The organism is Aeromicrobium terrae (assembly GCF_008039565.1).
Lineage (GTDB): Bacteria > Actinomycetota > Actinomycetes > Propionibacteriales > Nocardioidaceae > Aeromicrobium > Aeromicrobium terrae.
This window is the reverse complement of sequence record NZ_VDUX01000004.1, coordinates 381,434-406,567: the sequence shown is the minus strand read 5'-3', so window position 1 is coordinate 406,567 and position 25,134 is coordinate 381,434. Positions and strand designations below refer to the sequence as shown.

Annotated in this window: 25 protein-coding genes; 10 read left to right on the top strand and 15 right to left on the bottom strand. The window is 70.9% G+C overall.

What is annotated here, in order from left to right:
* Positions 1 to 328: 328 nt before the first annotated feature.
* Both FHP06_RS11070 and FHP06_RS11065 read right to left on the bottom strand, forming a co-directional pair.
* Entirely contained in the window at positions 329 to 616 is a 288-nt protein-coding gene (locus FHP06_RS11070; protein WP_147686686.1) for a GIY-YIG nuclease family protein, read from the bottom strand.
* Between the two features lie 136 nt (positions 617 to 752).
* Complete coding sequence (locus FHP06_RS11065) at positions 753 to 1,301, bottom strand: hemerythrin domain-containing protein (RefSeq protein ID WP_147686684.1); 549 nt, start codon at positions 1,299 to 1,301, stop codon at positions 753 to 755.
* A gap of 252 nt (positions 1,302 to 1,553) precedes the next feature.
* Between FHP06_RS11065 and FHP06_RS11060 the strand changes: the two genes are divergently transcribed.
* Complete coding sequence (locus tag FHP06_RS11060) at positions 1,554 to 3,683, top strand: DEAD/DEAH box helicase (RefSeq protein ID WP_222706450.1); 2,130 nt, start codon at positions 1,554 to 1,556, stop codon at positions 3,681 to 3,683.
* On the opposite strand, the gene FHP06_RS11055 is transcribed toward FHP06_RS11060, so the two are convergent.
* Together FHP06_RS11055 and FHP06_RS11050 are read right to left on the bottom strand one after the other, a co-directional pair.
* The gene (locus FHP06_RS11055) at positions 3,664 to 5,091 is read right to left on the bottom strand and encodes an FAD-dependent oxidoreductase (RefSeq protein WP_147686682.1); all 1,428 of its coding nucleotides are present in this window, start codon (positions 5,089 to 5,091) and stop codon (positions 3,664 to 3,666) included. The genes FHP06_RS11060 and FHP06_RS11055 overlap by 20 nt on opposite strands.
* Positions 5,088 to 5,801: a methyltransferase gene (locus tag FHP06_RS11050; RefSeq protein ID WP_230973480.1), complete on the bottom strand. Its 714-nt coding sequence runs from the start codon at positions 5,799 to 5,801 to the stop codon at positions 5,088 to 5,090. The genes FHP06_RS11055 and FHP06_RS11050 overlap by 4 nt, the downstream gene beginning before the upstream one ends.
* Positions 5,802 to 5,851: 50 nt before the next feature.
* Here FHP06_RS11050 and FHP06_RS11045 point away from each other — a divergent pair, with 50 nt between their 5' ends.
* The gene (locus FHP06_RS11045) at positions 5,852 to 6,703 is read left to right on the top strand and encodes a glucose 1-dehydrogenase (protein ID WP_147686680.1); all 852 of its coding nucleotides are present in this window, start codon (positions 5,852 to 5,854) and stop codon (positions 6,701 to 6,703) included.
* Here the strand turns inward: FHP06_RS11045 and FHP06_RS11040 are convergent, their stop codons facing one another.
* Entirely contained in the window at positions 6,704 to 7,162 is a 459-nt protein-coding gene (locus FHP06_RS11040) for an SRPBCC family protein (protein WP_147686678.1), read from the bottom strand.
* Positions 7,163 to 7,273: 111 nt separating this feature from the next.
* Between FHP06_RS11040 and FHP06_RS11035 the strand changes: the two genes are divergently transcribed.
* A complete protein-coding gene (locus FHP06_RS11035; protein ID WP_147686676.1) occupies positions 7,274 to 8,452 on the top strand; it encodes an alcohol dehydrogenase catalytic domain-containing protein in 1,179 nt (392 codons plus the stop codon).
* A 21-nt stretch (positions 8,453 to 8,473) separates the two neighbouring features.
* Here the strand turns inward: FHP06_RS11035 and FHP06_RS11030 are convergent, their stop codons facing one another.
* Both FHP06_RS11030 and FHP06_RS11025 read right to left on the bottom strand, forming a co-directional pair.
* On the bottom strand, positions 8,474 to 8,884 hold the full coding sequence (locus tag FHP06_RS11030) for a TraR/DksA family transcriptional regulator (RefSeq protein ID WP_222706449.1): 411 nt from the start codon (positions 8,882 to 8,884) through the stop codon (positions 8,474 to 8,476).
* Positions 8,885 to 8,957: 73 nt separating this feature from the next.
* Entirely contained in the window at positions 8,958 to 9,242 is a 285-nt protein-coding gene (locus FHP06_RS11025) for a WhiB family transcriptional regulator (RefSeq protein WP_147686674.1), read from the bottom strand.
* A 247-nt stretch (positions 9,243 to 9,489) separates the two neighbouring features.
* Between FHP06_RS11025 and FHP06_RS11020 the strand changes: the two genes are divergently transcribed.
* On the top strand, positions 9,490 to 10,185 hold the full coding sequence (locus FHP06_RS11020; RefSeq protein WP_147686672.1) for a sigma-70 family RNA polymerase sigma factor: 696 nt from the start codon (positions 9,490 to 9,492) through the stop codon (positions 10,183 to 10,185).
* A 143-nt stretch (positions 10,186 to 10,328) separates the two neighbouring features.
* Here FHP06_RS11020 and FHP06_RS11015 read toward each other — a convergent pair whose 3' ends face one another.
* From FHP06_RS11015 to FHP06_RS11005, 3 genes are read right to left on the bottom strand one after another with little or no spacing between them, the layout of a single operon-like run.
* On the bottom strand, positions 10,329 to 10,517 hold the full coding sequence (locus FHP06_RS11015; RefSeq protein ID WP_147686670.1) for a CDGSH iron-sulfur domain-containing protein: 189 nt from the start codon (positions 10,515 to 10,517) through the stop codon (positions 10,329 to 10,331).
* On the bottom strand, positions 10,514 to 11,455 hold the full coding sequence (locus FHP06_RS11010) for an iron-containing redox enzyme family protein (protein WP_147686668.1): 942 nt from the start codon (positions 11,453 to 11,455) through the stop codon (positions 10,514 to 10,516). Before FHP06_RS11010 ends, FHP06_RS11015 begins: the two co-directional genes overlap by 4 nt.
* Positions 11,452 to 12,030: a flavodoxin family protein gene (locus tag FHP06_RS11005; protein ID WP_147686667.1), complete on the bottom strand. Its 579-nt coding sequence runs from the start codon at positions 12,028 to 12,030 to the stop codon at positions 11,452 to 11,454. Before FHP06_RS11005 ends, FHP06_RS11010 begins: the two co-directional genes overlap by 4 nt.
* A 78-nt stretch (positions 12,031 to 12,108) precedes the next feature.
* Here FHP06_RS11005 and FHP06_RS11000 point away from each other — a divergent pair, with 78 nt between their 5' ends.
* From FHP06_RS11000 to FHP06_RS10980, 5 genes are all read left to right on the top strand, one after another.
* Entirely contained in the window at positions 12,109 to 13,029 is a 921-nt protein-coding gene (locus tag FHP06_RS11000) for an alpha/beta hydrolase fold domain-containing protein (RefSeq protein ID WP_187271901.1), read from the top strand.
* 17 nt (positions 13,030 to 13,046) lie between these two features.
* Positions 13,047 to 13,985, top strand: coding sequence for a non-homologous end-joining DNA ligase (gene ligD, locus FHP06_RS10995; protein WP_147686663.1), 939 nt, complete (start codon positions 13,047 to 13,049; stop codon positions 13,983 to 13,985).
* Complete coding sequence (locus tag FHP06_RS10990; protein WP_147686661.1) at positions 13,978 to 15,687, top strand: NAD(P)/FAD-dependent oxidoreductase; 1,710 nt, start codon at positions 13,978 to 13,980, stop codon at positions 15,685 to 15,687. The genes ligD and FHP06_RS10990 overlap by 8 nt, the downstream gene beginning before the upstream one ends.
* A 4-nt stretch (positions 15,688 to 15,691) precedes the next feature.
* Entirely contained in the window at positions 15,692 to 16,363 is a 672-nt protein-coding gene (locus tag FHP06_RS10985; RefSeq protein ID WP_147686659.1) for a DUF6928 family protein, read from the top strand.
* Positions 16,364 to 16,432: 69 nt separating this feature from the next.
* The gene (locus FHP06_RS10980; protein ID WP_147686657.1) at positions 16,433 to 17,929 is read left to right on the top strand and encodes an SMP-30/gluconolactonase/LRE family protein; all 1,497 of its coding nucleotides are present in this window, start codon (positions 16,433 to 16,435) and stop codon (positions 17,927 to 17,929) included.
* A gap of 102 nt (positions 17,930 to 18,031) precedes the next feature.
* Here the strand turns inward: FHP06_RS10980 and FHP06_RS10975 are convergent, their stop codons facing one another.
* The 4 genes from FHP06_RS10975 to FHP06_RS10960 all read right to left on the bottom strand — a co-directional run bounded on the left by FHP06_RS10975 (position 18,032) and on the right by FHP06_RS10960 (position 22,154).
* Positions 18,032 to 19,027: a crotonase/enoyl-CoA hydratase family protein gene (locus FHP06_RS10975; protein ID WP_147686655.1), complete on the bottom strand. Its 996-nt coding sequence runs from the start codon at positions 19,025 to 19,027 to the stop codon at positions 18,032 to 18,034.
* Positions 19,027 to 20,661 carry an acyl-CoA dehydrogenase family protein gene (locus FHP06_RS10970; RefSeq protein WP_147686653.1) on the bottom strand — a complete coding sequence of 545 codons (1,635 nt, stop codon included), beginning with the start codon at positions 20,659 to 20,661 and terminating at the stop codon, positions 19,027 to 19,029. Before FHP06_RS10970 ends, FHP06_RS10975 begins: the two co-directional genes overlap by 1 nt.
* On the bottom strand, positions 20,658 to 21,374 hold the full coding sequence (locus FHP06_RS10965; RefSeq protein ID WP_187271900.1) for a PaaX family transcriptional regulator C-terminal domain-containing protein: 717 nt from the start codon (positions 21,372 to 21,374) through the stop codon (positions 20,658 to 20,660). Before FHP06_RS10965 ends, FHP06_RS10970 begins: the two co-directional genes overlap by 4 nt.
* Positions 21,375 to 21,443: 69 nt before the next feature.
* Positions 21,444 to 22,154, bottom strand: coding sequence for a GAF and ANTAR domain-containing protein (locus FHP06_RS10960; protein ID WP_147686650.1), 711 nt, complete (start codon positions 22,152 to 22,154; stop codon positions 21,444 to 21,446).
* Positions 22,155 to 22,250: 96 nt separating this feature from the next.
* Here FHP06_RS10960 and FHP06_RS10955 point away from each other — a divergent pair, with 96 nt between their 5' ends.
* Positions 22,251 to 22,673 (top strand): hypothetical protein, encoded by a 423-nt coding sequence (locus FHP06_RS10955; RefSeq protein WP_147686649.1) that lies wholly within the window; start codon positions 22,251 to 22,253, stop codon positions 22,671 to 22,673.
* 127 nt (positions 22,674 to 22,800) lie between these two features.
* Here the strand turns inward: FHP06_RS10955 and FHP06_RS10950 are convergent, their stop codons facing one another.
* Positions 22,801 to 25,134, bottom strand: a complete 2,334-nt coding sequence (locus FHP06_RS10950; RefSeq protein WP_147686647.1) for an ATP-dependent DNA ligase — start codon at positions 25,132 to 25,134, stop codon at positions 22,801 to 22,803.

Genomic DNA, 25,134 nt, shown 5'->3' with positions numbered 1-25,134 from the left:
CCCCCAGCTTGCTGGCGCTCGCGGGGGCACTCGACCACCGGAGCGGCTCGGTGATCGTGTGCCTGCGAGGTCTGCGAGCGGGTGTTTCGAGATCACCGTTGCTGGTGGTCTCGATACACCCCCAGCTTGCTGGCGCTCGCGGGGGCACTCGACCACCGGAGCGGCTCGGTGATCGTGTGCCTGCGAGGTCTGCGAGCGGGTGTTTCGAGATCACCGTTGCTGGTGGTCTCGATACACCCCCAGCTCGCTGGCGCTCGCGGGGGCACTCGACCACCGGAGCGGCTCGGTGATCGAGTGCCTGCGAGCTCTGCGAGCAGGCGTATCGAGATCACCCTCGCTTGAAGTCCTTCTTGGCCAGTCCTGGCAACGCTTCGAAGTCGCCCCGGATGAGGGCCTCACGCTTCTTGCGCGACCAGTTCTGCACCCGCTTCTCGAGCCAGAAGGCCTGACCGACGTTCTCGCACTCGACCGCGTAGACAAGCTCCACAGGGCGCCGATGCTTCGTGTACTCGGCTCCGAGTCCGTTCTGGTGCTGCCACAGACGGTGCTTGATGTTTCTGGCGCTGCCGACGTAATAGGAGTCGTCGGAGCATTTGAGGATGTACATCCACGCCATCCGCGAATCCTGTCGACGACGCAAAGAGCAGTCGAGTCTGCCTTCCACAGTGGTGGTCTCGATTCCCCCACGGGCAGGCCCGCGGGAGGTGCCCCCAACGAAGTCGCTGGCGCTCGCTCGGCACTCGACCACCGAGTCACTCGCCTTCGTCGATGAGGCCGTGGCGCTTGGCCTTGTTGACCAGGCGGCGGACGTTCTCGATGCGGCCGCAGTCGTCGTCGATCTGGCGGTTGCGCTCGGTGGCGAACGCCTCGCCGAGCTCGGCCCGCAGCTGCTCGCCGGTGTCCTCGCGGGCGGGGTTGAGGATCGTCAGCTCCTCCTCGGTGAGGTGGTGGTTCACGACGCGGGCGAGCTCCTCGACGGCGTCGTCGAACTTCTGGGTGTCCGTGCCGGCGCACTCCAGCACCGCGAGGAGCGCCTCGTTGCCCTCGGCGTGCTCGTGCTCGCCGTGCTCGGCCTCGTCCTTGGTCACCGAGCTGGCCTTCTTCAGCCGCGGGTAGACGTGCTTCTCCTCCGCCTCGGCGTGGGCAACGTGCAGGGCGGCGAAGGCCTGCCGGACCGCGTCGCGGTCGGATGCCGTGCTCCGCAGCTGCCGGAGCAGGCGCTCGAACCGGTCATGGTCCTCGAGGATGAGGTCGACGACGTCGCCGGACGTGGGACGCCCGAGGTCGATGGCTGAGTCCATTCAGATCTCCTGTGGCGAATCCGGCGCGCTCTCGGGCTCGCCAGACGGTACGATGGAGGGGTCGTCCTCGGGACGAGCCTCGTGGTTCGGGTCGGGTTCGACAGGTACTGCGGTCATTGGTCGCCTCCTCACGCTCCATGCAGCCACGAGGGGCTCGCACCAGCAAGTCGGCAGCACGTCTGGCCGGCACGCCGCAGTGTTCCGCGGGCGTTCCTGCGTCCACGGCACGGCCGCTCATCCAAGGAGGAGCCTGTGGCCAACTCGGACACCCGCCGGTCGGGCAACCGTCGACGCTCGCGCGGCAACCGCCCAGCCGTCCAGCAGGAAGGACTCCTGCCGGTGCTGGCGAAGGCTGTCCGTGACGTGGAGAACGCCGTGCAGCGCGGACGCGTCACGGCGTCCACCCGATCGTCCTTCCAGGCCATCGGCTTGCTGGTGCGCGAGGAGCGCGCCCGCGCCAAGACCGACCCCGACCTCACCGACGCCCAGCGCACCGAGCAGATGAAGCGCCTCGACGGGCTCGGCACCATCCTGGCCAAGACCGCGGCGCGCGAACCCGGCCTCCTGGCCCTGCTCGCCGACGACGCCGAGGTGTCCGCCGAGACCAACGCGCTCCGGGCCGACCTGCTGGCCGCCGGCGGCGTCGCCGCCGAGGTCGAGGTGACCACGGAGGACGAGGCCGACGAGGTCGCCGCGCCCGTCGAGCGTCGCGTCGTGCCGCAGTCCGTCATGGCCCGTCAGCTCACCAACCCGTTCATGGCGCCCGACTTCAGCGCCGCCCAGCGGCCCGAGACCAAGACGGCCCGCCTCTCCACCTGGGAGCTCATCGAGCCGCTGCTCTCCTCGTTCGAGCGCGCGGCCGACGGTGCCGCCGCCTGCATGGCGCTGCCCGAGCCCATCGACCACGTCGGCGCCGGCCCCGAGCTGATGAAGCACCAGGCCGAGGTCGTCGCCGCGGCCGCCGAGGGCCACCGCACGTTCCTGCTCGCCGACGAGCCCGGCCTCGGCAAGACCGCCCAGGCACTCCTCGCCGCCGAGGCCGCCGACGCCTACCCGCTGCTCTGCGTGGTGCCCAACATCGTCAAGACCAACTGGGCGCGCGAGGCGGAGATCTGGACGCCCAAGCGCTCGGCCACCGTCGTGCACGGCGACGGCCAGGACGTCGACGGCTTCGCCGACATCGTCGTCGTCAACTACGAGATCCTCGACCGCCACATCGGCTGGCTCGGCACGTTCGGCTTCCGCGGCATGGTGCTCGACGAGGCGCACTTCATCAAGAACAAGACGTCGCAGCGTTCGCAGCACGCGCTCGAGCTGTCCGAGCGCATCCGCACCCGCACGGTGCGCCCGCTGCTGATGGCGCTCACCGGCACGCCGCTGATCAACGACATCGACGACTTCCGTGCCATCTGGCAGTTCCTGGGCTGGATCGACGAGAAGAAGCCCGGCCCGGAGCTCATGCACGCGCTGGAGGAGACCGGCCTGACGCCGCTCGACGCCGGCTTCTACCCGGCCGCGCGTCAGAGCGTCATCGACCTCGGCATCGTCCGGCGCCGCAAGGTCGACGTCGCGTCCGACATCCCCGCCCGCCGCATCGCCGACCTACCGGTCGAGCTCGACGGCGAGGAGGGCCGCTCCATCCGCGCCGCGGAGCAGGAGCTCGCCCGGCGCATGGTCGCCCGCTACCACCGCGTGCTCGCGGCCCGCGGCGACGAGGGCGTCGTCGACGGCATCGACCGCGAGCTCGTCCGCCAGGTCGCCGCGTGGGAGCGCGACGAGGCCAGCGAGTCCGGCGGCGACAACGTGTTCACCATGGTCCGCCGGATCGGCCGCGCCAAGGCCGGCCTCGCCGCCGACTACACGACGCAGCTCGCGCGCAGCGCCGGCAAGGTGGTGTTCTTCGCCAAGCACATCGAGGTCATGGACATCGCCGAGGAGGCGTTCACCCGCGCCGGCCTGCGGCACGCGTCGGTCCGCGGCGACCAGACGCCGAAGGCGCGCCAGGAGGCCATCGACGCCTTCACCAACGATCCCGACGTCTCGGTCGTGGTCTGCTCGCTCACCGCGGCCGGCGTCGGCCTGAACCTGCAGGTCGCGTCCAACGTCGTGCTCGCCGAGCTGTCCTGGACGGACGCCGAGCAGCGCCAGGCCATCGACCGCGTGCACCGCATCGGCCAGACCGAGCCGGTCACCGCGTGGCGCATCCTGGCCGCGCAGACGATCGACACCAAGATCGTCGAGCTCATCGACAGCAAGGCCGGGCTCGCCGCCCGCGCCCTCGAGGGCTCCGACGAGGAGGTCGGCGAGGCCGGCGACGTCCAGCTCGAGGCGCTCGTCGCCCTGCTCACCGAGGCGCTCGAGGTCAGTCCTTCCGCCGCCTGAGCGGCTTCGTCGCCGGTCCCTCCAGCACGTCGCCGTCTGCGGTGAACCGGGACCCGTGCAGCGGACAGTCCCAGGACTTCTCCTCGTCGTTCCAGTCGAGCGCGCCACCGAGGTGCGTGCACACGGTGGTCACCGTGCAGGACTCGCCGGACCCCTTCGGGAAGGTGTGGTCGCGGAGCCCCTCCGCCACCTGCGCGACCTGCGCGACGCCCACACCCGCGTTGATCCGCGCGATCTTCGCCGCACCTGCAGGCCGGGTGATGCGCCGGCCGATGGTGGTGGCCCACGACGGCTTGCTGCCGAGGATCTGGCCGGAGATCGTGCGTGCCGCGGCGATGCCGGCTGCCATGCCCCACTTGTCGTAGCCGGTGGCCATGTAGATGTGGCCGCCGCCGCGCGGCAGCTTGCCCATCTGCGGCAGCCCGTCGTGCGGGCTGTAGTCCTGCGCTGACCACGCGTGCGTCTCCATGGCACCGGGGAAGTGCTCGGCGGTCCACTGGCGGAGCCGGTCGACGTGGCCACGCTCGGAGTCGGTGCGTCCGACCGTGTGACCCTCGCCCCCGACCAGCAGTCGCCGTGACCCGTCGGGTCCGGCCGCGTCGCGGATCGAGCGGCTGTGCGCGGACCCGGCCGAGAGGAACATGCCGTCGGGCGCCGCGGCGCCGGTGAACGCGAGCGCGTACGAGCGCTTGGGCTCGACCTTGGCGAAGAACAGACCGCGGTCGAGGACCGGGACGCCCGTGGCGAGCACGATCTCCTTCGCGGTGAGCTCGGTGCCGTCGTCGAGAGTGGCGCGACGGGTGCCGGTGAGCGAGGCGCCCACCACGCGGCGGCCCTCGTGCACGCGTCCGCCGTGCTCGTGGATCTGGTCGACGAGCGCGTCGAGCACCGGCATCGGGTCGATCTGCGCCTGGTCCGGCAGGACCACGCCGCCGTGGAACGGGAACGGCACGTCCATGCTGTCCACCCAGTGGGTGTCGAGTCCCAGCGCCTGGCTGGCCTCGAGCTCTCGCCGCGCCGTGCCGATCTCGTCGGGCGACGCCGCGTACGTGATCGCGTCGCGTCGGTCGACGTCGACCCCGTGGTCCGCGCAGAACCGCAACAGCCACTGCTGGCCCTCCTCGCACGCGTCGAGGTACGCCCGGCACACGCGGTCGGACTGGCTGTGTCGCATCGAGCCGAGCTTCGTGCCCGGCAGCAGCGACACCTTGCCCGTGGTGTTGCCCGTCGTGACGGCGCCGACGTGCCGCGCCTCGACGACGAGCACGTCCCGGCCGGCCCGAGCGAGCATGAGGGCCGTGGCCAGCCCGGTGAGGCCGGCGCCCACGACGAGGTCGTCGACGGGCTGCTCCGGGTTCAGTGGGTCCTGGACCGGTTTCGACGGCCGGTCCAGCCACGGTGACGTCACAGCAGGTCCTCCTCCACGGTGCGCGCGAGCCGCAGCAGGACGCCGCCCTCGTGCTCGCGCACCTCGAGGATCTGGAGCGGGTCGCCCTCCGCGGCGAGGCGTTCGCGGAGCGCGTCGACCTGGGCGGTCGTGCCCAGCTGCAGCACCATCGCGCCGCCGACGGCCAGGTGAAGGCGCGCGGCCTGCACGCACGGCCAGGTCACGGCGAGCCCGTCGTCGCCGCCGTCGATGGCCAGCTCGGGGTCCGCCGGGTAGTTCCCGATCTCGGCGTGCGGCACCCACGGCGGGTCGGCGATGACGAGGTCGAACGTCTCGAACGTGTACAGCGCCTCCTCGATGTGCGCCTCGCGGACGTCGACCTGGTCCTCGAGCCCGGCGGCAGCCGCGTTCAGCAGCGTGTACGCGCAGGCCGCGGGGTTGAGGTCGACGGCGACGAGCGACGCGCCCGGGTGTCGTTCGTCGACCAGGCTCAGGGCGAGGAGGCCGATGTGCCCGGCGCCCGAGCAGAGCTCGAGGATGCGGGGACCGGGGGAGAAGCTGGGCACCAGGTCGGCCGCCCACTCGGACTGGGCCGCGGTCCACGGGCGGGGACGCAGGACGCGGTCGTCGAAGGCGATGATCAGGGGGCCGAACTCGATGGACTCTCGGGGGATCATCTCGGGCCCGCCGGTGGGAGGCGACGTCGGGACGTCGGGTGACTCGACACTCATCCGCCCTATGTGCCCCGTTTCACCGCTGGGGAAACGGGAACGAGCCAGATATGTCGTTCCCAGCGCAGCAGCAGGAGCCGCCCGGCCTCACCGCACCGATGGATCCGCAGCCCGACCACGGCGAGTTGTCGTACGCGGGCCACGCCCGGCTCGAGGGGAAGCGGGCGCTCATCACCGGCGGCGACTCCGGCATCGGACGGGCCGTCGCCATCGCCTACGCGCGCGAGGGAGCGGACGTTGCGTTCACGTACATGACCGAGGAGGTGGAGGACGCGAAGCAGACCGCGGCCCTCGTCGAGGAAGCCGGTCGTCGCGCGGTGGCGATCGAGGCCGACCTGCGCGACAGCAGCGAGTGCGACCGCGTCGTCCGTGAGTCCACAGAGGCCCTGGGCGGGCTGGACGTCCTGGTCAACAACGCCGGCTTCCAGATGGCCCGCGGCGGCGGCCTGGAGAGCATCGACGACGAGCAGCTCGACCGCGTGTTCCGCACGAATCTCTACGCCCTGTTCTGGATGACCCGTGCGGCCGTGCCGCACCTGCGGGAGTCGAAGGGCTGCATCATCAACAACGCGTCGATCCAGGCGTACGAGCCGTCGACCACGCTGCTCGACTACGCCGCCACCAAGGCGGCCATCAACAACGCGACGGTGAACCTGGCGGCCGAGCTCGGCCCGGACGGGATCCGCGTGAACGCCGTCGCGCCGGGCCCGATCTGGACGCCGCTTCAGCCCGCGACCCAGCCGGTGGAGAAGCTGGAGAAGTTCGGCGAGGACACCCCGCTCGGCCGGGCCGGCCAGCCCGCCGAGGTGGCGCCGGCGTTCGTCTTCCTGGCCGTCGACCAGGAGGCGGGCTACGTGTCCGGCACCGTCCTCGGCGTCACCGGCGGCAAGCCGGTGTTCTGACTAGGGGCGTTCGACCTCGCCGCGCCAGGCACCGGTCTCGGCGCCGTCGTGCGACTCGATGAACTCCTTGAACCGCTCGAGGTCGCCCTTCACGCGGTGGTCGAGGATGCCGGCGGCGTCGCCGACCTTCTCGACGAAGCCCTCGGGGTCGATGTCCATCTGGACCGAGACGCGGGTCTTGTTGTCGTCGAGGCGGTGGAACGTGACGACGCCCGCGTGCTCGGGGCCGTCGTCGGACTTCCAGGCGACCCGCTCGTCCGGGTGCTGCTCGGTGACTGTGGCGTCGAACTCGCGCGTCACGGGCCCGATCGAGGTGACCCAGTGCAGGTGGGTGTCGTCGAGCTGCTTGACCTCGTCGACGCCTTCCATGAACTGGGGGAAGGTCTCGAACTGTGTCCACTGGTTGTAGGCGGTGGTGACGTCGACGTCGACGTCGATGGAGTCGGTGATGGTGCTCATGGGCACTCCTTTCATCGGCTCCTGACCTGTACCCCGCCGCTTCCGGTTCAACCACGGTTTGCGACGGATGGGTTGGGTACGTCCTCGGCAACCGAGCTTCAGGAGGACCACATGCGAGCTGTCACGTGGCAGGGCAAGCGGAAGGTGTCCGTCGAGGACGTCCCGGATCCGACGATCCAGGAGCCGACCGACGCCGTCATCGAGATCACCTCGTCGGGCCTGTGCGGCTCCGACCTGCACCTCTACGAGGCGCTCGGGCCGTTCCTGCACCCGGGCGACGTCCTCGGCCACGAGCCGATGGGTCGCGTGGTGGAGAAGGGCTCGGCCGTGAGCAACCTGGAGATCGGCGACCGTGTCGTGGTGCCGTTCCAGATCTCCTGCGGCCAGTGCTTCATGTGCGACCGCGGGCTGCAGACCCAGTGCGAGGTCACCCAGGTGCGCGAGCACGGCAACGGCGCCGCGCTGTTCGGCTACACCGACCTCTACGGCGGTGTCCCCGGCGCGCAGGCGGAGTACCTCCGCGTCCCGCACGCCGACTACGGTCCGATCAAGGTGCCGGACGGCCCGCCGGACGACCGGTTCCTCTACCTCTCCGACGTCGCCCCCACCGCGTGGCAGGCCATCGAGTACGCCGAGGTGAAGGCCGACGAGACCCTGGCGATCCTGGGCCTCGGCCCCATCGGCGAGATGGCGGCTCGCATCGCGATCCTGCGCGGCATCCGCGTGATCGGGATCGACCTCGTGCCGGAGCGCCTCGCCCGCTCGGCCTCGCTTGGCGTCGAGACGATCGACCTGCAGTCCCAGGACGTCGTCGGCCAGGTGCTCGAGGCCACCAGCGGACGCGGCGCCGACGCCGTCATCGACGCCGTCGGCATGGAGGCGCACGGGTCGCCGGTCGCGGAGACCGGACAGAAGGCCGTCGGCATGCTGCCCGACGTCCTCGCCCGGCCGCTCATGCTGAACGCCGGCATCGACCGGCTCGGCGCGTTCAACCTCGCCATCGCGATCGCCCGGCGCGGCGCCACCGTGTCGCTGAGCGGTGTCTACGTCGGAGCCGTCGACCCGATCGACCTCAAGACGATCTTCGACAAGCAGCTGAGCCTGCGGATGGGTCAGGCGAACGTGAAGAACTGGGCCGACGAGATCCTCCCGCTCGCCGAGAACGACCAGGACCCGCTCGGGCTGGAGGGCTTCGCCACCCACCACGTCTCGCTCGAGGAGGCCCCGAAGGCGTACCAGATGTGGCAGGAGAAGGCGGACGGCGCCATCAAGATGGTCTTCACCCCCTGACGGGGGTGGGGCCGTCGGCGCTCAGGAGAGACAGCCGATGCAGCAGGTGGCCCGCGGGAACGCCTGCATGCGAGCCCGGGGAATCGTCCGCCCGCACTGCTCACAGATGCCGTAGAGCCCGGCGTCGAGGCGGTCGATGACGTGCTCGGTCTGCTCGAGGACGGCTCGGGTGTTGTCGGCGCGGAAGGTGTCGGTGATCAGGCCGACCTGCTTGTCGGCCCAGTCGATGTCGTCGTTGCACTGGTCGCCGAGCACGGCCGTCATGTCGGCGTCGACGCCGACCAGCTCGGCGCGGAGCGTCGCGGCCATGTCGGAGAGGCCCTCACGGATGCTGCTGAGCTCCTCGTCGGACCACTTCTCCTCGGTGTCGAGGGTGGTCATGATGCGCTCCGGGACGAATGATGCGGTGCCGGCGGGGTACTCCCGGGCCACGACATCCGCGTTGCTCGAGACACGCGGACGCCGAGGTGCCGCGGTTCAGCACCGAGCCGCCGGCACCGCCACATCATCCGGCCAGTCGCTGTCCGAGGAGCTCGGCGCGGTCGTCGGCGCTGAGGCCGCCCCACACGCCGTAGGCCTCGCGGGCCGACAGGGCATGGTCGCGGCACTGGTCGATCACCGGGCACTCGGCGCAGATCGCCTTGGCGCGCCGCTCGCGCATGAGCTTGGCGGCTCCGCGCTCGGCGTCGGGGGAGAAGAAGACGGACGACTCGAGGCCCATGCACAGGCCGTCGTACTGCCACTCGTAGACATCCATCAGGGGCTTGGGAAGACGCTTCAAGTTCGGCATCGCAGGGAGCTCCTCAACCGTTTCGAAGTGTTTGTCGGCTGGATGCTCAACCACGCGTTGCTAGTGCTTAGCGTGGACCGTCTGAGCGTGAGATGCAAGCCGGAATAGTCCTTTCGGACCAGATTTTTTTGGCTCAGCGGGAGTAGGGGCTGATCTCGTCTCGGTTTGCGGTGCTTGGTGACGCGTGTGACGGTGGTGAACAGGTTGAGCAGCAGCCGCCGAACGTCATCTCTCGAGGGGACGCACGATGGCTTCCGCCACTGACATCTCTCCGCCGACCACCCAGGACGCCGATGACCTCGTGGTCGAGCACCTGGATCTGGCCCGCCGACTCGCGCTCCGCTACGCACGCCGTGGGGTCGAGACCGACGACCTGGTGCAGGTCGCGAACCTGGCGCTGGTCAAGGCGGCCCGGAACTACGACGCCGGCACCGGCGACTTCGCCCCGTACGCCGCCGCGACGATCCGCGGCCACCTGAAGCGACACTTCCGCGACCACGCCTGGATGGTGCGGCCGCCGCGCCGCGTGCAGGAGCTGCAGGCGGCCATCACCGCCGAGGCAGCGCAGCCGGGCCAGGCCGACGTCGGTGAGCTCGCCGAGTCGTTCGACGTCGCCCCCGAGGCGGTCACCGAGGCGCTCGCCGCCCGCGGCTGCTTCGCCTGCGAGTCGCTCGATCGCCCCGTGGGCGCCGACGGCCCGAGCCTGGGTGAGCGTCTGGGCGACGGCGATCCCGGCTACGACGCGATCGACGAGTCCGTGACCCTGCGCGGACTCCTGGAGGACTGCTCCTGCGACGAGAAGGACCTGCTGCACATGCGGTTCGTCGAGGAGTGCACCCAGCAGGAGATCGCGGACCGGCTCGGCATCAGCCAGATGCAGGTCTCCCGCCGGCTGCGCCGCCTGCTCGACACCATGCGCGAGCGCGCCGACGTCGCCGCCTAGAAAGCGTGGTCTCGATACGCGTTGGCCGCGGGCGGCCTCCGCTGCTCGACCACCGAGGCTGAGGCGAGCCACGGACCTTGAGCTTGTCGAAAGGTCGTCATGTCATTTCGACAAGCTCAATGACCGGTGGTGTATCGAGACCACTAGTCCTTGGCGCGCCGGGCGAGGAGCTTGTGCGTGCCGTCGCACCAGGGCTTGCGGGCGCTGGCGTCGCAGCGACACACGGCGACTGCGGGCCGCTCGGCCTTGGTGGCCTCCCCGTCGGGGTCGACGACGAAGCCCACGCCGCGGACGATCCGCGGGCCGTCGAGCGGCATCGGCCGGCGGGTCATGCCGCGGCCTCGTCGGCAAGGTGCGCCGCAGCGCTCCGTGACTCCAGCTCCATGCAGACGAAGGCGCCGAACACGATCTCGTCCTCCAGCGCGGGGTCGCCGCCGGTCATCCGGTCGCAGACCGTCCGGACCAGCTGCTCGTGCACGGCGTCGGCCTCGACGTGCTCGTCGAAGTAGCGGATCACGTCCTCGTCGAACCCGAGCCGCGTCAACCCGCGGACCCAGTCCTTGCACGGCAGCGAGCTGGTGGCCTCGAACGCCGCGAAGTGGCCCATGCCGGCGAACCGGAGGCGGCGGCGCAGGCAGAGCATCGACATCGCGTTGCTGATCGCCAGGGTCTCGGCGGTGGCGTCGTCGACGTACGCGCCGTAGGTGTCGTCCAGACCGGCGGCGCGCATCGCCGACGCGAACAGCACCGTGTGCACGCGCTCCGGGTCGCCGTCGCCGAACTCGTCGAACTGCAGCTCCATGAACAGCGCCTTGGGAGCGGACTCGAGCCGGGGGACGAGGAAGGCCTGCGGGTCGGACTCCTTCAGGTGGTAGACGCTCATCTGCTTGAGGACGTCGCGCACGTCATCGGCGGTCGCCTGGCGACGCACGAAAGCCGCGGTGGACGGCGCGTCGGAGTAGCTCTCGATCAGGTCCTCGAACGAGCGGGGCCGGTCCGACGCCGCCCACTCCTGGCGAAGGCGCGTCTCCGTCTCAGCCTCGAGCCGGTTGCGGAGCGCGAGCAGCGCCGGGTCCCACTCGGCGTCGTCGTCGACGTCGTCGAAGCCGCGGTAGAACAGCTCGTACATCACCCAGAGCGCGAGCTCGCGGTCCTCGGTGTCGAGGTCGGTGGGCAGGTCGGCCGGCAGGCCGATGGCTCGGGCCTCGGGGTCGCGCAGGTAGTCGACGACCGCCCGGCTCAGTGGACCGCGGGGGCTGGGGAGCTTCATGACAACGCCCGTGCCGTGGAGGCGAGCCGCTCCGCCATCGTGCGGCCGGTCTTTGCGGACCAGTCGTGGCCCTCGTCGGTGTCGGTGAACTCCGGGCCGGGCCCGGGACCGCGGTTCCAGTACGTCCAGGCCTGACCCGGGATGGTGAACCCGATGTCGATGAGCCCGCCGGCCATCTCGCTGATCACGTGGTGCGCGCCGTCCTCGTTGCCGGTGACGACGACGCCGGCGACCTTGCCGAACGCGACCGGTTCACCCTTCGGGTCCGTCTCGCCGACCATCGCGTTCAGGCGCTCGAGGGCCTGCTGCGCGTACGACGACGGGTGTCCGACCCACGTCGGGGTCGCTACGACGAGGATCTCGGCTTCCAGGATCGCGTCGTGGACGGTGGGCCACTCGTCGTCGGCCGACATCTCCGTCTCGACGCCGTGGGCGAGGTTGAGGTCCGCGAGCCGGAACGTGCGGACGGCGACGTTGTCCTCCTCGAGGGCGCCGATCACGACATCAGCCAGCTCCTGGGTGTTCGAGGGCTCGGTGGACGGCTTGAGGGAACAGTTCAGGACGACGGCTTGCATGGACGACCTGTACCCAGGCTGACCTGCTCGAAACGCGAGCTCCCGCGGTCGATGGCACGATCGGAAGACGTGGCGTCGATGCGATGGACCGTGAACGAGCGCCGAGCCTCCTGGCCGGCGAGGGTGTACGTGCTGGGCATGCGCGCGAACCGCGACAAGGACGCCTTCGAGGGCGAGGAGAACACCCTCCGGATCGCGCGGAAGCGCCAGCGGTCGGGCAACCGGCCGCCGACGTGGTGGACGCGCACTCGCATGGAGGTGCGCGAGGAGACCGTCGACGGCATGACGGTCTGGCGGGTCCGGCCGCGCGACGAGGAGCCGATCGTCACCGTCGTCTACCTGCACGGCGGCGGCTACGTCCACCCGTTGACGACCGACTACTGGCGTCTGGTGCGCGCCCTGGCCTCGACCCCGGCGGAGGTGGTCGTGCCGGCCTACCCGCTCGCTCCGGACGCCACGGTCGACGACGTCGTGCCGCGACTCACCGACCTCGCGGCGCACGAGGCCGGGCAGGGACCGACGGTCCTGATGGGTGACTCGGCGGGCGGTGCGCTGGCGCTCGTGCTGGCGCAGCAGCTCCGCGACGCCGGCCGGCCGCAGGCGCGGGCCGTGGTGGCGCTCTGCCCCTGGCTGGACGCCACGCTCCACGAGGACGCCGTGGCCGACCTGGAGAGCAAGGACCCGATGCTCGCCGAGAGCGGCCTGCGGGCGGCCGGCCGCTGGTGGGCGGGCGACCGCGACCCGTCCGACCCAATGGTCAGCCCGCTCGAGGGACGCCTGGACGACCTGCCGCCGCTCACGGTGATGATCGGTGACCGCGACATCCTGCGCCCGGCCGTCGACGAGCTGGCCGAGCGTGCCGGCGACAGCGGCGTCGAGCTCCAGGTGCGCGAGGTGCCGTCGATGTTCCACGTCTGGATGACGCACCCGATCCCCGAGGCCCAACGGACCCGCCGCTGGCTCGTGCGATTCCTGCGAGGCGTCGTCGGTCGGCGCTGACCAGTAGATTCTTCCCCGTGGCGTCACCGGCGACGGAGGTCGAGGTCGAGGGCGAGGTCGTGCGCGTGACCAACCCCGACCGCGTCTACTTCCCGGAGCGCGGGTGGACCAAGCTCGATCTCGTCGAGTACTACCTGGCCGTCGGCGACGGCATCGTCAACGCGCTGTTCGAGCGGCCGTGCATGCTGCACCGGTTCCCCAAGGGGTTGGCGGGCAAGAAGGTGCACCAGAAGCGGATCCCCGCCGGAGCCCCGCCGTGGATCGAGACGGTGCGGCTGCACTTCCCGCGCTACGACCGGACGGCCGACGAGCTCTGCGTGACCGAGCTTCCCGCGGTGATCTGGGCCGTGCAGATGTCCACCGTCGAGTTCCATCCGTGGAACAGCCGGCGGGCGGACACCGAGAAGCCGGACGAGTGGCGCATCGACCTGGATCCTGGGCCGGAGTGCGACTTCGCCACCGTGCAGCGCGTCGCCCACGTGGCGCACGAGGTGCTCGACGAGCTTGGTGCGACGGGCTGGCCGAAGACGTCGGGCGGCAAGGGCATGCACATCTACGTGCGGATCAAGCCCGACCACGGCTTCAAGGAGGTCCGGCGGGCCGCGCTCGCGTTCGCCCGTGAGGTGGAGCGGCGCTCGCCTGACGTCACCACCGCGTGGTGGCGCAAGGACCGGGACCCGGCGCACCTGTTCGTCGACTACAACCAGAACGCCCGCGACCACACCATCGCGGCCGCGTACTCGGTGCGCGGGTTCCCGGACGGTCGGGTGTCGACGCCGATCCGGTGGGACGAGGTCGACGACGTCGACCCGCACGACTTCACCATCGAGACCGTGCCGCCGCGGTACGCCGAGCTCGGTGACCTGCACGCCGGCATCGACGACGCCGTGTTCGACATCGCCCCGCTGCTCGAGTGGGCCGACCGTGACGACCTGGAGGTCGAGGACGATGCCTGAGCACCAGCGACCAGCGATCCTGCTGGTCTCCGCCGAGCACGCGACGTTCCTGCTCGACGAGTTCGGCCGTTACCAGCGCGACTACGAGCTGGTGATGGCGCTGTCGGCGGAGGAGGCGGAGTACGAGGCCCAGGCGGTCGTCGACTCAGGCGCCCAGGTCGCGCTGATCGTCACCGATTCCCGGCTGCCTGACGCCGAGGTGGGCGAGGCGTTCCGTCGGTGGCGCACGGTGGTGCCGTCGGCCCGCCGGATGGTCGTGCCGCCGTGGGAGCGGTTCCTCGACGACGCACCCCGGCTGCGGCCCGGACTCGGTCGCGGGGAGTACGACGCCGTGCTGCTGATGCCGCGCGGTGTGCGCGACGAGGAGTTCCACACCGCGGTGGTGGAGCTGCTCTCGGACTGGGGCTCGACCGTGGCGGGTCCGGAGGTGGAGACGGTCAGCATCGTCTCGCCGGCTCCCGACGCCCTGACGCTCGGCATCCGCGACTTCCTCGACCGGATGGGCATGCCCAACCGCGTGCACACGCCGGACTCCGACGTGGGCCGCGAGATCCTCGCGCGCTGGGAGGGCGAGATTGACTCATCTGCCGCCCAGGGCCCGGCACCCCTGCCGCGCTTCCCGCTGGTCAACGCGATCCAGCGTGGCCTGTTCGCGCCGGAGAGCGTGCGCGAGGTGGCGACGATGTTCTACGGGACACCCGGGACCTTCACCGAGCAGGGCGGGACAGAAGGCACGGCGGACGTCGCGATCGTCGGCGCCGGCCCGGCCGGTCTCGCGGCCGCGGTCTACGCGGCCTCGGAGGGCCTGTCGACGGTGGTGATCGAGGCGGAGGCGATCGGCGGCCAGGCCGGCACGAGCTCGATGATCCGCAACTACCTCGGCTTCCCGCGCGGCATCTCCGGCATGCGCCTGGCGCAGCGCGCGCGCAACCAGGCGATCCGGTTCGGCACGCGGTTCTTCACGGGGTGGGACGTCCAGCGGTTGAGCACCGGGCCGACGTTCACCGTGCACACCGAGGGCGGCGACGTGCAGGCGCGGGCCGTGGTCGTCTCCACCGGCGTCGCGTACCGCAAGCTCGGCGTCCCGAACGTGGAGGCCCTCACCGGTCTGGGGGTCTTCTACGGAAGCGCGATGACGGCGGCCCGCGAGATGGAGGGTCGCGACGTCGTGGTGGTGGGTGGCGGCAACTCGTCCGGGCAGGCGGCCATCCACCTCGCCCGGTTCGCGCGGTCGGTGACGATCCTCGTGCGCCGCCCGGACGTGTCGGAGTCGATGTCGCGCTACCTGATCAACGAGATCGAGGCGAACGCGACGATCGCGATCCAGGAGAGCTCGGAGGTGGCGGACGGCGGCGGCGACGGCCGACTGGAGTGGATCGACGTCCGGGACGTCGCGACCGGTGAGGTCACCCGCCGCGACGCGCACGGGCTGTTCCTGCTCCTCGGCGCCGAGCCGCACTGCGACTGGTTGCCTGACGACGTCGCCCGCGACGAGCACGGCTTCGTCCTCACAGGCCGTGACGTCCCGAAGGACCGCTGGCGCGACGCGCTCCCGCCGGCCAGCCTGGAGACGACCGTCCCCGGGGTGTTCGCGGCCGGCGACGTGCGGTCCGGCTCGATGAAGCGGGTCGCGGCAGCCAGTGGCGAGGGCGCGTCGGTCGTCCCCCTGGTCCACGCACACCTCGAGCAGACGGGTCGGTGACGGGATGGGCGCCAAGAGCTCGTTGATCTGCTACGCCGACGGTGACGTGGCGAGCGTGCTGGCCGCGCAGCCGGTGCTCGACCGCGCCGCCACGGACGAGCTGGTCCGTCGCCTCTTCCCCGGTCATGAGGTGACACCCGCGGAGGACCGGACCCTGGCGGAGGTCGGCATCCCGGACCGCGGCATGGTCTACGCCGCCGTGTGGCCGGGGGTCGCCGTGGTTTGCACGGATCAGGTGGCCCGCGACCGGCCGTCGGAGCTGGACGCCCGGTTCCTGGCGGAGTACCCGGGGCGCTCGGTGTCCGCGCACGCCATGCACAGCGTCGTCGACTGGTTCGCGCTCGGGGTCTGGGGTCCCGACGGCGACCTGCAGCGAGCCCTGAGCGTCAGTGGCGAGAGTGGCGCCGTCATCGAGGACCTGGGCGAGCGCCTCGCCTTCGAGGAGCCGTTCTGGGCCGGCGAGCATCCCGCCACGGACGACGAGGATAACGACTACCCGTTCCCGTTCCACCCGCTCGAGCTCAGCGAGGCGTGCCTGCACCACCTGTTCGGCTTCGTGCTCGAGGGCTACGACGGCATGCCGGACGACGGGCGGGTCGATCCGTTCGACGTCACGCTCGCGGGGTTCTCGGTGTCCAAGGGCTCGAGGCTGGGGCGCCTGTTCGGCCGTCGGTGAACTCAGCGCGAGGGCTGTGACCCGTCGTTCCAGGCCCCCAACCGGTTGCACGCTGCTAGCGTCCGAGCCATGGCCAGCCTGCGACGCACGACCCTGGCGGTCGGTCTGTCGGCGGCCGCGCTCGTGCTGGGTGCGGTGAGCGCCGGGGCCGCGCCGATCCCCGACACTCCCGGCCTCGGGCCGAAGCCGCCGGACTTCGTCGGCTCGCCCGCGACGCCGAACCCGATCGCCGGCACCACCGTCCCGCAGCACCCGTTCATGGCGCCGGACGGTCTCTCGAACATCCACGACGACGCCTACCAGACCGACGCGTACACCGGCCCCGGCCCGCTCGGCCACGACATGACGGTCACGTCGACGTTCCTCGTCGCCGACTGCGCGTCCGTCACGTTCGACTCGCACGGCCGGATCGTCTCGGTGTGCGTCGGCGTCACCGGCCCGACGCTGCGCATCATGGACCCGGTCACCCTCAAGACGCTCGCGTCCAAGGTGCTCCCGCGTCGCGACCTGCTGACCACCAGCCCGACGAAGCTGTTCGGGGACTTCACCGGCGGCGGCTACTTCTACCTCGACGAGCAGGACCGCGCGGTGCTCGGCACCACGAACCGGCACATGCTCACCGTCACCACGTCCGACGCGAACGGTGCGCCGAAGCTCACCACCGTCCGCGACGTGAACCTCAACGGGTACGTGAAGCGCCGCGACAAGATCATCTCCGCGCTGCCGGACTGGTCGGGGCGTCTGTGGTTCGTCACCGTCGACGGTGTCGTCGGCACCATCGACCGCGACGACGCGAGCGTCAAGATCCTGCGCACCGGCGAGCACGTCGGCAACTCGTTCGCGATCGGCGAGGACGGCGGCGTCTACATCGTCACCGACGACGCGCTCTACCGCTTCGACGCCGCGGCCGACGGCACCCCGACCGTCACCTGGCGCCAGGACTACGACAACGACGGCAGGACGAAGCCCGGCCAGACGCAGGCCGGCTCCGGCACCACGCCGACGCTGATGGACGACGGCCTCATCACCATCACCGACAACGCCGACCCGGTGAACGTCGTCGTCTACCAGCGTGGCCGCGACGTGACCGGCGACCGCGAGGTCTGCCGCATCCCGGTCTTCGAGAAGGGCGCCAGCTCCACCGACAACTCGCTCGTCGTCGCGCACCGCTCGATCGTGGTGGAGAACAACTACGGCTACCGCGGCCCGACGACGACGATCGGCGGCCGCACCACGAAGCCCGGGCTCGAGCGCATCGACGTCGATCCCGACGCGCGCACCTGCACCCGGGTCTGGCACAGCGACGAGATCTCACCCACCGTCGTGCCGAAGGTGTCGCTCGCCAACGGCTTGCTCTACGCGTACACGAAGCCAAAGCTGCCGGGCCTGCTCCAGGACAACTGGTACTTCACCGCCATCGACTGGCGCACCGGCCAGACGGTGTTCAAGAAGCGCGCCGGCAACGGCCTCGGGTTCAACAACAACTACGCGCCCATCACGCTCGGCCCGGACGGCACCGCGTACGTCGGCGTGCTCGGCGGGCTCGTGGCCCTGCGCGACAACTAGTGGTCTCGATACACGCCCAGCTCGCTGGCGCTCGCGGGCGCACTCGACCACCGGAACCCGCTGATCGAGTGCCTGCGAGCTCTGCGAGCAGGTGTATCGAGATCAGGGCTTGCCGGGGAGGCCGTGGTCGCCGAAGGCCTCGTCGCGCTCCTTGACCACCTCGCGGAAGCCGACGTCGGCTGCCCGCTGCTGGAACGCGTAGCCCTCGCGGGTGTGGCGGGAGATGCCGTCGAACACGGTGCTGATCATCTGTGACGTCGCAGTGCCCTGGGCGAGCAGCGCGCTGTTCATCGCGAGCTTGACCATCATCAGCTGGTTCACCGGCATCATCGCGATCCGCTCGAGCAGGGCTTCGGTGCGCTCGTCGAGCTGGTCGGCCGGGCACGACTCGACGGCCAGGCCCCACTCCTCCGCCTGCTTGCCGGACAGGCAGTCGCCGGTGAGCAGCAGCCGCTTGGCCCGAGCGTCTCCGAGCCGGTGCGCCCACATGCCCGCGGCCGGGACGCCCCAGACGCGGGTGGGCGGGTATCCGATCTTGGTGTCGTCGGCGCAGATGATCTGGTCGGCGTACAGGGCGATGTCCGTGCCGCCCGCGACGCAGAAGCCGTGCAGCTTGGCGACGGTCGGCTTGTTCGCGTGCAGCAGGCTCGAGAACCCGCGGTTGAAGCGGCTCATCATCGCGTAGTCGAGCATCGGGTCCCACGTGCCCGACGGGTCGTGGTTGTTGGCCTGCACGACGGGGTCGACGGCCGTGCCGGTGAGGTCGTCGACGGTGTCGTCGGGACGGCCGCCGTTCTCCGCGAAGATCGACAGGTCGTACCCGCCGCAGAACCCGGTGCCGCGACCGGACACGACGATCACGTGGACGCGCGGGTCGAGATCGGCGCGCTCCACGGCAGCGGCCAGGTCGATCGGCGTGTCGACCGTGATCGCGTTGCCGCGCTCCGGCCGGTTGAACGTGATGCGGGCGATCCGCCCGGTCACCTCGTACGTCAGCGTGCGGTACTCAGGCTCCGGAGCGGATGACTCACGCCCGGCGAACGGCGACTCGTCGCCCTCCGTCCAGCTGTCGCGCCAGGGCGCGGGGTGGTCGCTCATCAGCCGACCTTGGGGGTGGCGCGCTCGATGATCGGCGCGAGGTCGAGGCCGGTCGGCAGGGTGCCGAACACCGTGCCCCAGTCGCGGTCGAGGCGGGTCGCCGCGAACGCGTCGGCGACGGCCGGGTGGCCGAACCGCACCAGCAGCGAGCCCTGCAGCGCGAGCGCCAGGTCGCCGACGACCCGACGGGCCCGGTGCTCCAGCGTCTCCAGGTCGGCGAAGTCGGCCTTCAGCTCGGAGACGAACGCGTCGAGCCGGACGTCGGACCCGGACGCGGCGTCGAGCTCGTCGAACAGCGCCGTCAGCGTCTCCGGCTGCCGGCCGACCGCGCGCAGCGTGTCGAGCGCAGCGACGTTGCCGGAGCCCTCCCAGATGCTCATCAGCGGGGACTCGCGGAACAGGCGCGGCATGCGCGAGTCCTCGATGTAGCCGTTGCCGCCCAGGCACTCCAGCGCCTCGGCCGCGTGCATCGGCGCCCGCTTGCAGACGTAGTACTTCGAGACCGCGAGCCCGATCCGCCGCAGCGCGATGGCGCGCTCGTCGCCGGCGAGCGCCTGATCGGTGAGGTCGCCGAGCCACAGCGCGACCGTGCTCGACGCCTCCGCCTCGACGGCGAGGTCGGCGAGCACGTTGCGCATCAGCGGCTGGTCGACGATCGCCTTGCCGAAGGCCGAGCGGTGCACCGCGTGGTGCGCCGCCTGCTGCACCCCGACGCGCATGCTCGACGCCGAGCCGATCGTGCAGTCGAGCCGGGTCATGTTGACCATCTCGATGATGGTGCGGACGCCGCGGCCCTCGTCGCCGAGCCGCCAGCCGACGGCCCCGTCGTACTCGATCTCGCTGCTCGCGTTGGAGCGGTTGCCGAGCTTGTCCTTCAGGCGCTGCAGCGCGATGGCGTTGGGCGTTCCGTCGGGGAGCACGCGCGGGAGCACGAAGCAGGTGACGCCGGCATCGGTCTGCGCGAGGGTCAGCAGGATGTCCGACATCGGCGCCGAGGTGAACCACTTGTGGCCGGTCAGCCGGTAGGTGCCGTCCGGCTGCTCGACGGCGCGGGTGGTGTTGGCGCGGACGTCCGAGCCGCCCTGCTTCTCGGTCATCGACATGCCGGCGATCAGGCCCGCCTTGCCGGCCGGTGCCGCGAAGGACGGGTCGTACGCGCGGTTGCTCAGGCCAGGCTCGTACTGGGCCGCCAGCGCCGGGTCGACGCGGAGCGCCGGGACGGCGGCGTACGTCATCGAGATCGGGCAGCCGTGGCCGGCGTCGGTCTGCATCCAGATGCTCATGCCGAGCGCGCGCTCGAGGTGCGCGTGCGGGTCGTCGCTGGCCCACGGCGCCCCGTGCAAGCCGAACCCGACGGCCCGGCGCATCAGCTCGTGGTAGCTCGGGTCGTACTCCACCTGGTCGATCCGGTTCCCGTACCGATCGTGCGTGTGCAGGATCGGCTTGTTGCGCTCGGCCAGGTCGCCCAGGTGCTGCACCTCGGCGGAGCCGGCCTCGACGCCGATGCGGTGGATGCGGTCGTGCGCGTCCGTGGCCCCTGCGCGGGTGAGGGCCTCGGCGTACGGGGCGTAGTCGGAGGCGTCGTAGTCGACCAGGGGCGGGACCTGGTTCGTCACCTCGTGCGTGGTGGTCATGTCTTCTCCTCGGTGCGTAGAGCGGTGAGCTCGGAGCGGAAGTCGTCGTAGACGGAGCGGAGGTGGTCGGCGGGCCAGCGGTCGGGCCGGAGCTCGGTCGGCAGCAGCGGGTCGGCGCGCAGGTGGCGGACGATGGCGGCGTTGGCCACGAAGCGGTCGCGCAGCGGGCCCGACGGGTCGGCGGCCGCGAGCAGCTCGTCGGCGGTGGCGACCCACGCGTCGAGGTCCCACAGCTGAGCGACGAGCGCGCGGTCGTCGTCGGGGTAGGAGCGGAGGGTCACCAGCCCGTCGTCGGCCACGGGTGTGGCGACGTTGGCGGGCCGCATCCAGACCCCTTCGCGCAGCTCGGCCAGCCGCCAGCGGCGCAGGTCGGCCCGCAGCCCGGCGCGGCTCGCGGCGTCGCGACCGGTGGCGGTGACCACCAGCACGGTCCAGGACCCGTCGTACGGCCCGACCCGCGGCGCGAGCGCCTCGTCCTGCGCGGCCTGGCGGCGCAGGTGACGCTCGCTCAGCGAGTACGTGGCGCCGTCGTTGACGAGGTCACGGGCGGCGACGAGACGTGACAACGTGACGCGCGTGGTGGCCGGGGCGACGCCGAACTCCTCGCCCATCGCGACGAGGTCGCGCGCGGGCAGGCGTCCCGGGTGCGCGCCGAGCAGGAGGCTCAGCACGACGGAGCGGGTGGTGAGCGCCGGAGCGGCGGTCAGCGTCACGGTCGATCCTGACAGTTCGGCTACACGTGTCAGAAAACTGTAACACCGGGTGCGACCCGGCGGGAGTGCTCAGCTGTTGCGGACCGGGGGACCAGCGGCGCGATCGGTGCGGTGCTTCACGATCCACGCGGCGACGTCACGCAGCTTGATGTTGTGGTCCTGCGACTGTCGGCGGAGGAAGTCGAACGCGCGGTCGGCGTCGATGTCGAAGCGCTCCATGAGGATGCCCTGCGCCTGGCCGATGAGCTTGCGCGCGTCGATGGCCACCTGGAGCCCGTGCTGCTCGTGGGCAGCCGCGAGGGCGACCGCAGCGTGACGGGAGAAGATCTGGGTCACGGCGAAGTCGTCTTCGTCGAACGCGTCGTGAGTCTCGGCGTAGAGGTTGAGCGACCCGTACTTGCGTGCCCGCGTGGCGAGCGGGAGGCTCAGCACGCTGTGGTAGCCCAGCTTCGCCACGGACGGCCCCCACTTCGGAAAGCGCGTGTCGTGCTCGACGTCGCCGCTCATGTAGGCCTCGCCGTCCTCGAGCGCCTCGAGGCAGGGCCCCTCACCGTGCTTGATCTGCAGGTCGTGCGCCTCAGTGACGCGCGGCGACGTGGCCACAGCGGTCTCGATCCGGTTCCGGGCGTGGACGAGCATGATGCCCGCGTCGGTGCACTCGGCGGCTCGCTGCGCCCAGGAGACAATGCCCTCCACCGTGCGCTCCGGGTCGGCGTGGTCGTGCAGCTCCAGCACCATCTCGGAGAAGAAGTCGGTCACGAGCGCTTGCCCCCGGTTCATCGGAAGGTCCAGGTCGCGGCCAGCATACGACCGGTTTGGGAGGTCGAGGCCAGGGGTACGTCTGACCTGCCGACCACCCCAGAGAGGAACGGACTCGTGACCCCCGAACCGATCACGATCTTCGGGCAGGCCGACACCATCGGACTGGCCGTGGCCGACGGGCTGTCCGCGCGCGGCAAGCGCGTGCACCTCGTCTCCGCCGAGACCGGCTGGATCGGCTCCGGCCACGACGCGGTGGCCGACCTGGACACGGCCGCAGGAGCCGCGGCGCTGCGAGACCTCCGCGACGACGACGGAGACGACCCCGTGGTGGTGCTGAGCAGCGCCGACAACGGCCGCGACGCCGTGGCGTCGGTGCGGAGCATGTGCCGGACGTGCGCCGCCGGCAGAGGCGTCGCGCTGCTGTGGCACGAGAGCGGGGTCGAGCCGGAGCGTCTCGCCGCCGAGGTGGTGCGGCACGTGGAGAACCCGGCACCAGCTGGCGAGCTGGTCGAGGAGTGGATGTCGGACGGATCGTAGAGGTCTCGAGGCATGAGGTCACGGGCCGGGACCGCGAGGTCGAGGCCGCCCTTCCGGATGGTGCGTGTCCGGCTGGCATCTCAACCGATCACGTCCACCCTAAGCCCCGGAGGTCCAGGGCTGCGCGTCAGGACTCGATCCGGACGTCCTCAGGCTTCTTGTCGGGCCGTAGTCCGCGCCACACCGGGTGGCGGAGGTTCCCGTCGGAGGTCCACTCGCCGAAGGTCACCTCGCCGACGAGCGACGGACGCACCCAGTGCGCGTCGCGCGTGACCTCGCGCGGCAGGTCACCGTCGACCGGTGACGTCTTCCGCTCGAGCGGTTGGAGCTTGGCCGCGAGGTCGTCGAGGATCTTCGCCGAGAACCCGGTGCCGACCCGACCCGCGTAGACGAGACCGTCGTCGCCCGGCACCGCGAGCAGCAGCGACCCGATGGCGCCCTGACGGTTGCCCTTGCCCGGTCGCCAGCCGACGATCACGACCTCCTGCATGCGCTGGTGCTTGATCTTGATCCACGACGACGACCGGGTGCCGCTGCGGTACCGGCTCTCCAGCCGCTTGGCGACGACGCCCTCCAGACCGAGCTCCTTGCTCGACTCGATGGCGTCCTCGAGCGACCCCTCGAACGCCACCGGCACCTTGACCGCGTCCGACTCGAGGTCGATGCCGGCCAGCACGTCCCGGCGCTCGGTGTACGGGTCGTTCATGAAGCCCGTGCCGTCGTGGCGGAGCACGTCGAAGACGAAGTAGCGGATGGGTTCCTGGCCGTTCTGCAGGCGACCGAACGACGGCGCCCCGTTCGGGCCGATGGCCACCACCTCGCCGTCGAGCACCGTGTCGGGCAGGTTCTTCGCCGCGAGCGCCGTGGCGACCCCGGGGTAGTCGGCGCTCATGTTCTTGCCGGAGCGGCTGTAGAGGGTCACCGCGTCGCCGTCGCAGACCGCGATCGCGCGATATCCGTCCCACTTCATCTCGAACGCCCAGTCGTTGCCGTCGTCGACGTCGACCGCGTCGCCGGCGGACGCCAGCATCGGCTTGATCGCCTCGCCCTTCGCAGCGGGCGGCGGCGTGGACGGCTTGACCGTGCCCTGGTCCTTCATCAGGTGGATCAACCAGTTCTCGCCGGTCTTGATGAGCGCGAGCCGTCGCGGCTTGCCCAGCCCGCCGCCGGGGCGACCGGTGAGCGTCACGATGACCTCGTTCCGGCGCCACTTCTCCAGCTCGTAGGTGCCCGTGTCCCAGATGGTCACCTCACCGCCGCCGTACTCCCCCTTCGGGATCGTGCCCTCGAAGGTGCCGTACTCCAGCGGGTGGTCCTCGGTCTGCACGGCGAGGTGGTTCTGCTTCGGGTCGGTGGGCACGCCCTTGGGCAGCGCCCACGAGACCAGCACGCCGTCGTGCTCGAGCCGGAAGTCCCAGTGCAGCCGGCTCGCATGATGCTCCTGGATGACGAACGCGTTCCCGTCACCCGGGAGCGGCGACTCCTCGGGCACCGGCTCCGGAGTCTTGGACGCGTCCCGCTTCGACCGGTACAGCGTGAGCTTGTCGGTCCTGACCTCACCGCCGGCCGACTCACGTCCTAAAGGGGCGAGCGGGTCCTTCCGGCGCTTCATCCGCTCCAGCACCTCGTCGTAGGTGAGGTGCCGCAGGTCGGGATCGTTCAGCTCCTTCCACGTCCGCGGCACCGCGACGGTGGGCTCGAGCCGCCCGCGCAGGGAGTACGGCGCGATCGTGGTCTTGGCCTTGTTGTTCTGGCTCCAGTCGGCCAGCACCTTGCCGCCGCGCAGCGACTTCTTCTGCGTGCTGACGACGAGGTCGGGCAGCTCGCTCTCCAGCGCCTCGGCGAACTGCTTCGCGAACGCGTTGACGTAGTCGGCGTCGTGGCTGCCGTCGAGGCCGGCGTACAGGTGGATGCCTTTGCTGCCCGACGTCACCGGGTACGCGTCGAGGCCGAGGTCGGACAGCATCTTCCTGGCCTTCTTCGCGACCTCGACGCACTCCGGCAGCCCGGCGCCCGGCCCGGGGTCGAGGTCGAGCACGAACCGGTCCGGGTTCAGCTGCTTGCCGTGCGGGCCGACGCGCCACTGCGGGACGTGGATCTCCAGCGCCGCCATCTGGCCCAGCCATGCGAGCACGGCCTCGGAGTCGATGACGACGTAGCTGTTACGGCTCGTCTTGTGCTGGATCGACGCCCGCCGGATCCAGCTCGGCGCCGAGTCCGGCAGGTTCTTCTCGAAGAACACCTGGCCCGGCTTGTCGGCGGTGCCGACGCCGTCGACCCACCGCTTCCGCGTCGCGGCGCGGTCGGCCACGTGCGGCAGCATGTACGGCGCGATCTCGACGTAGTACCGGATGACGTCGGCCTTCGTAGTGCCCGTCTCGGGGTACAGCACCTTGTCCAGGTGCGTGAGGCGGAGACGATGCCCGCCGATGCTGACGGTCTCACCCGAGGACCGCGCCAC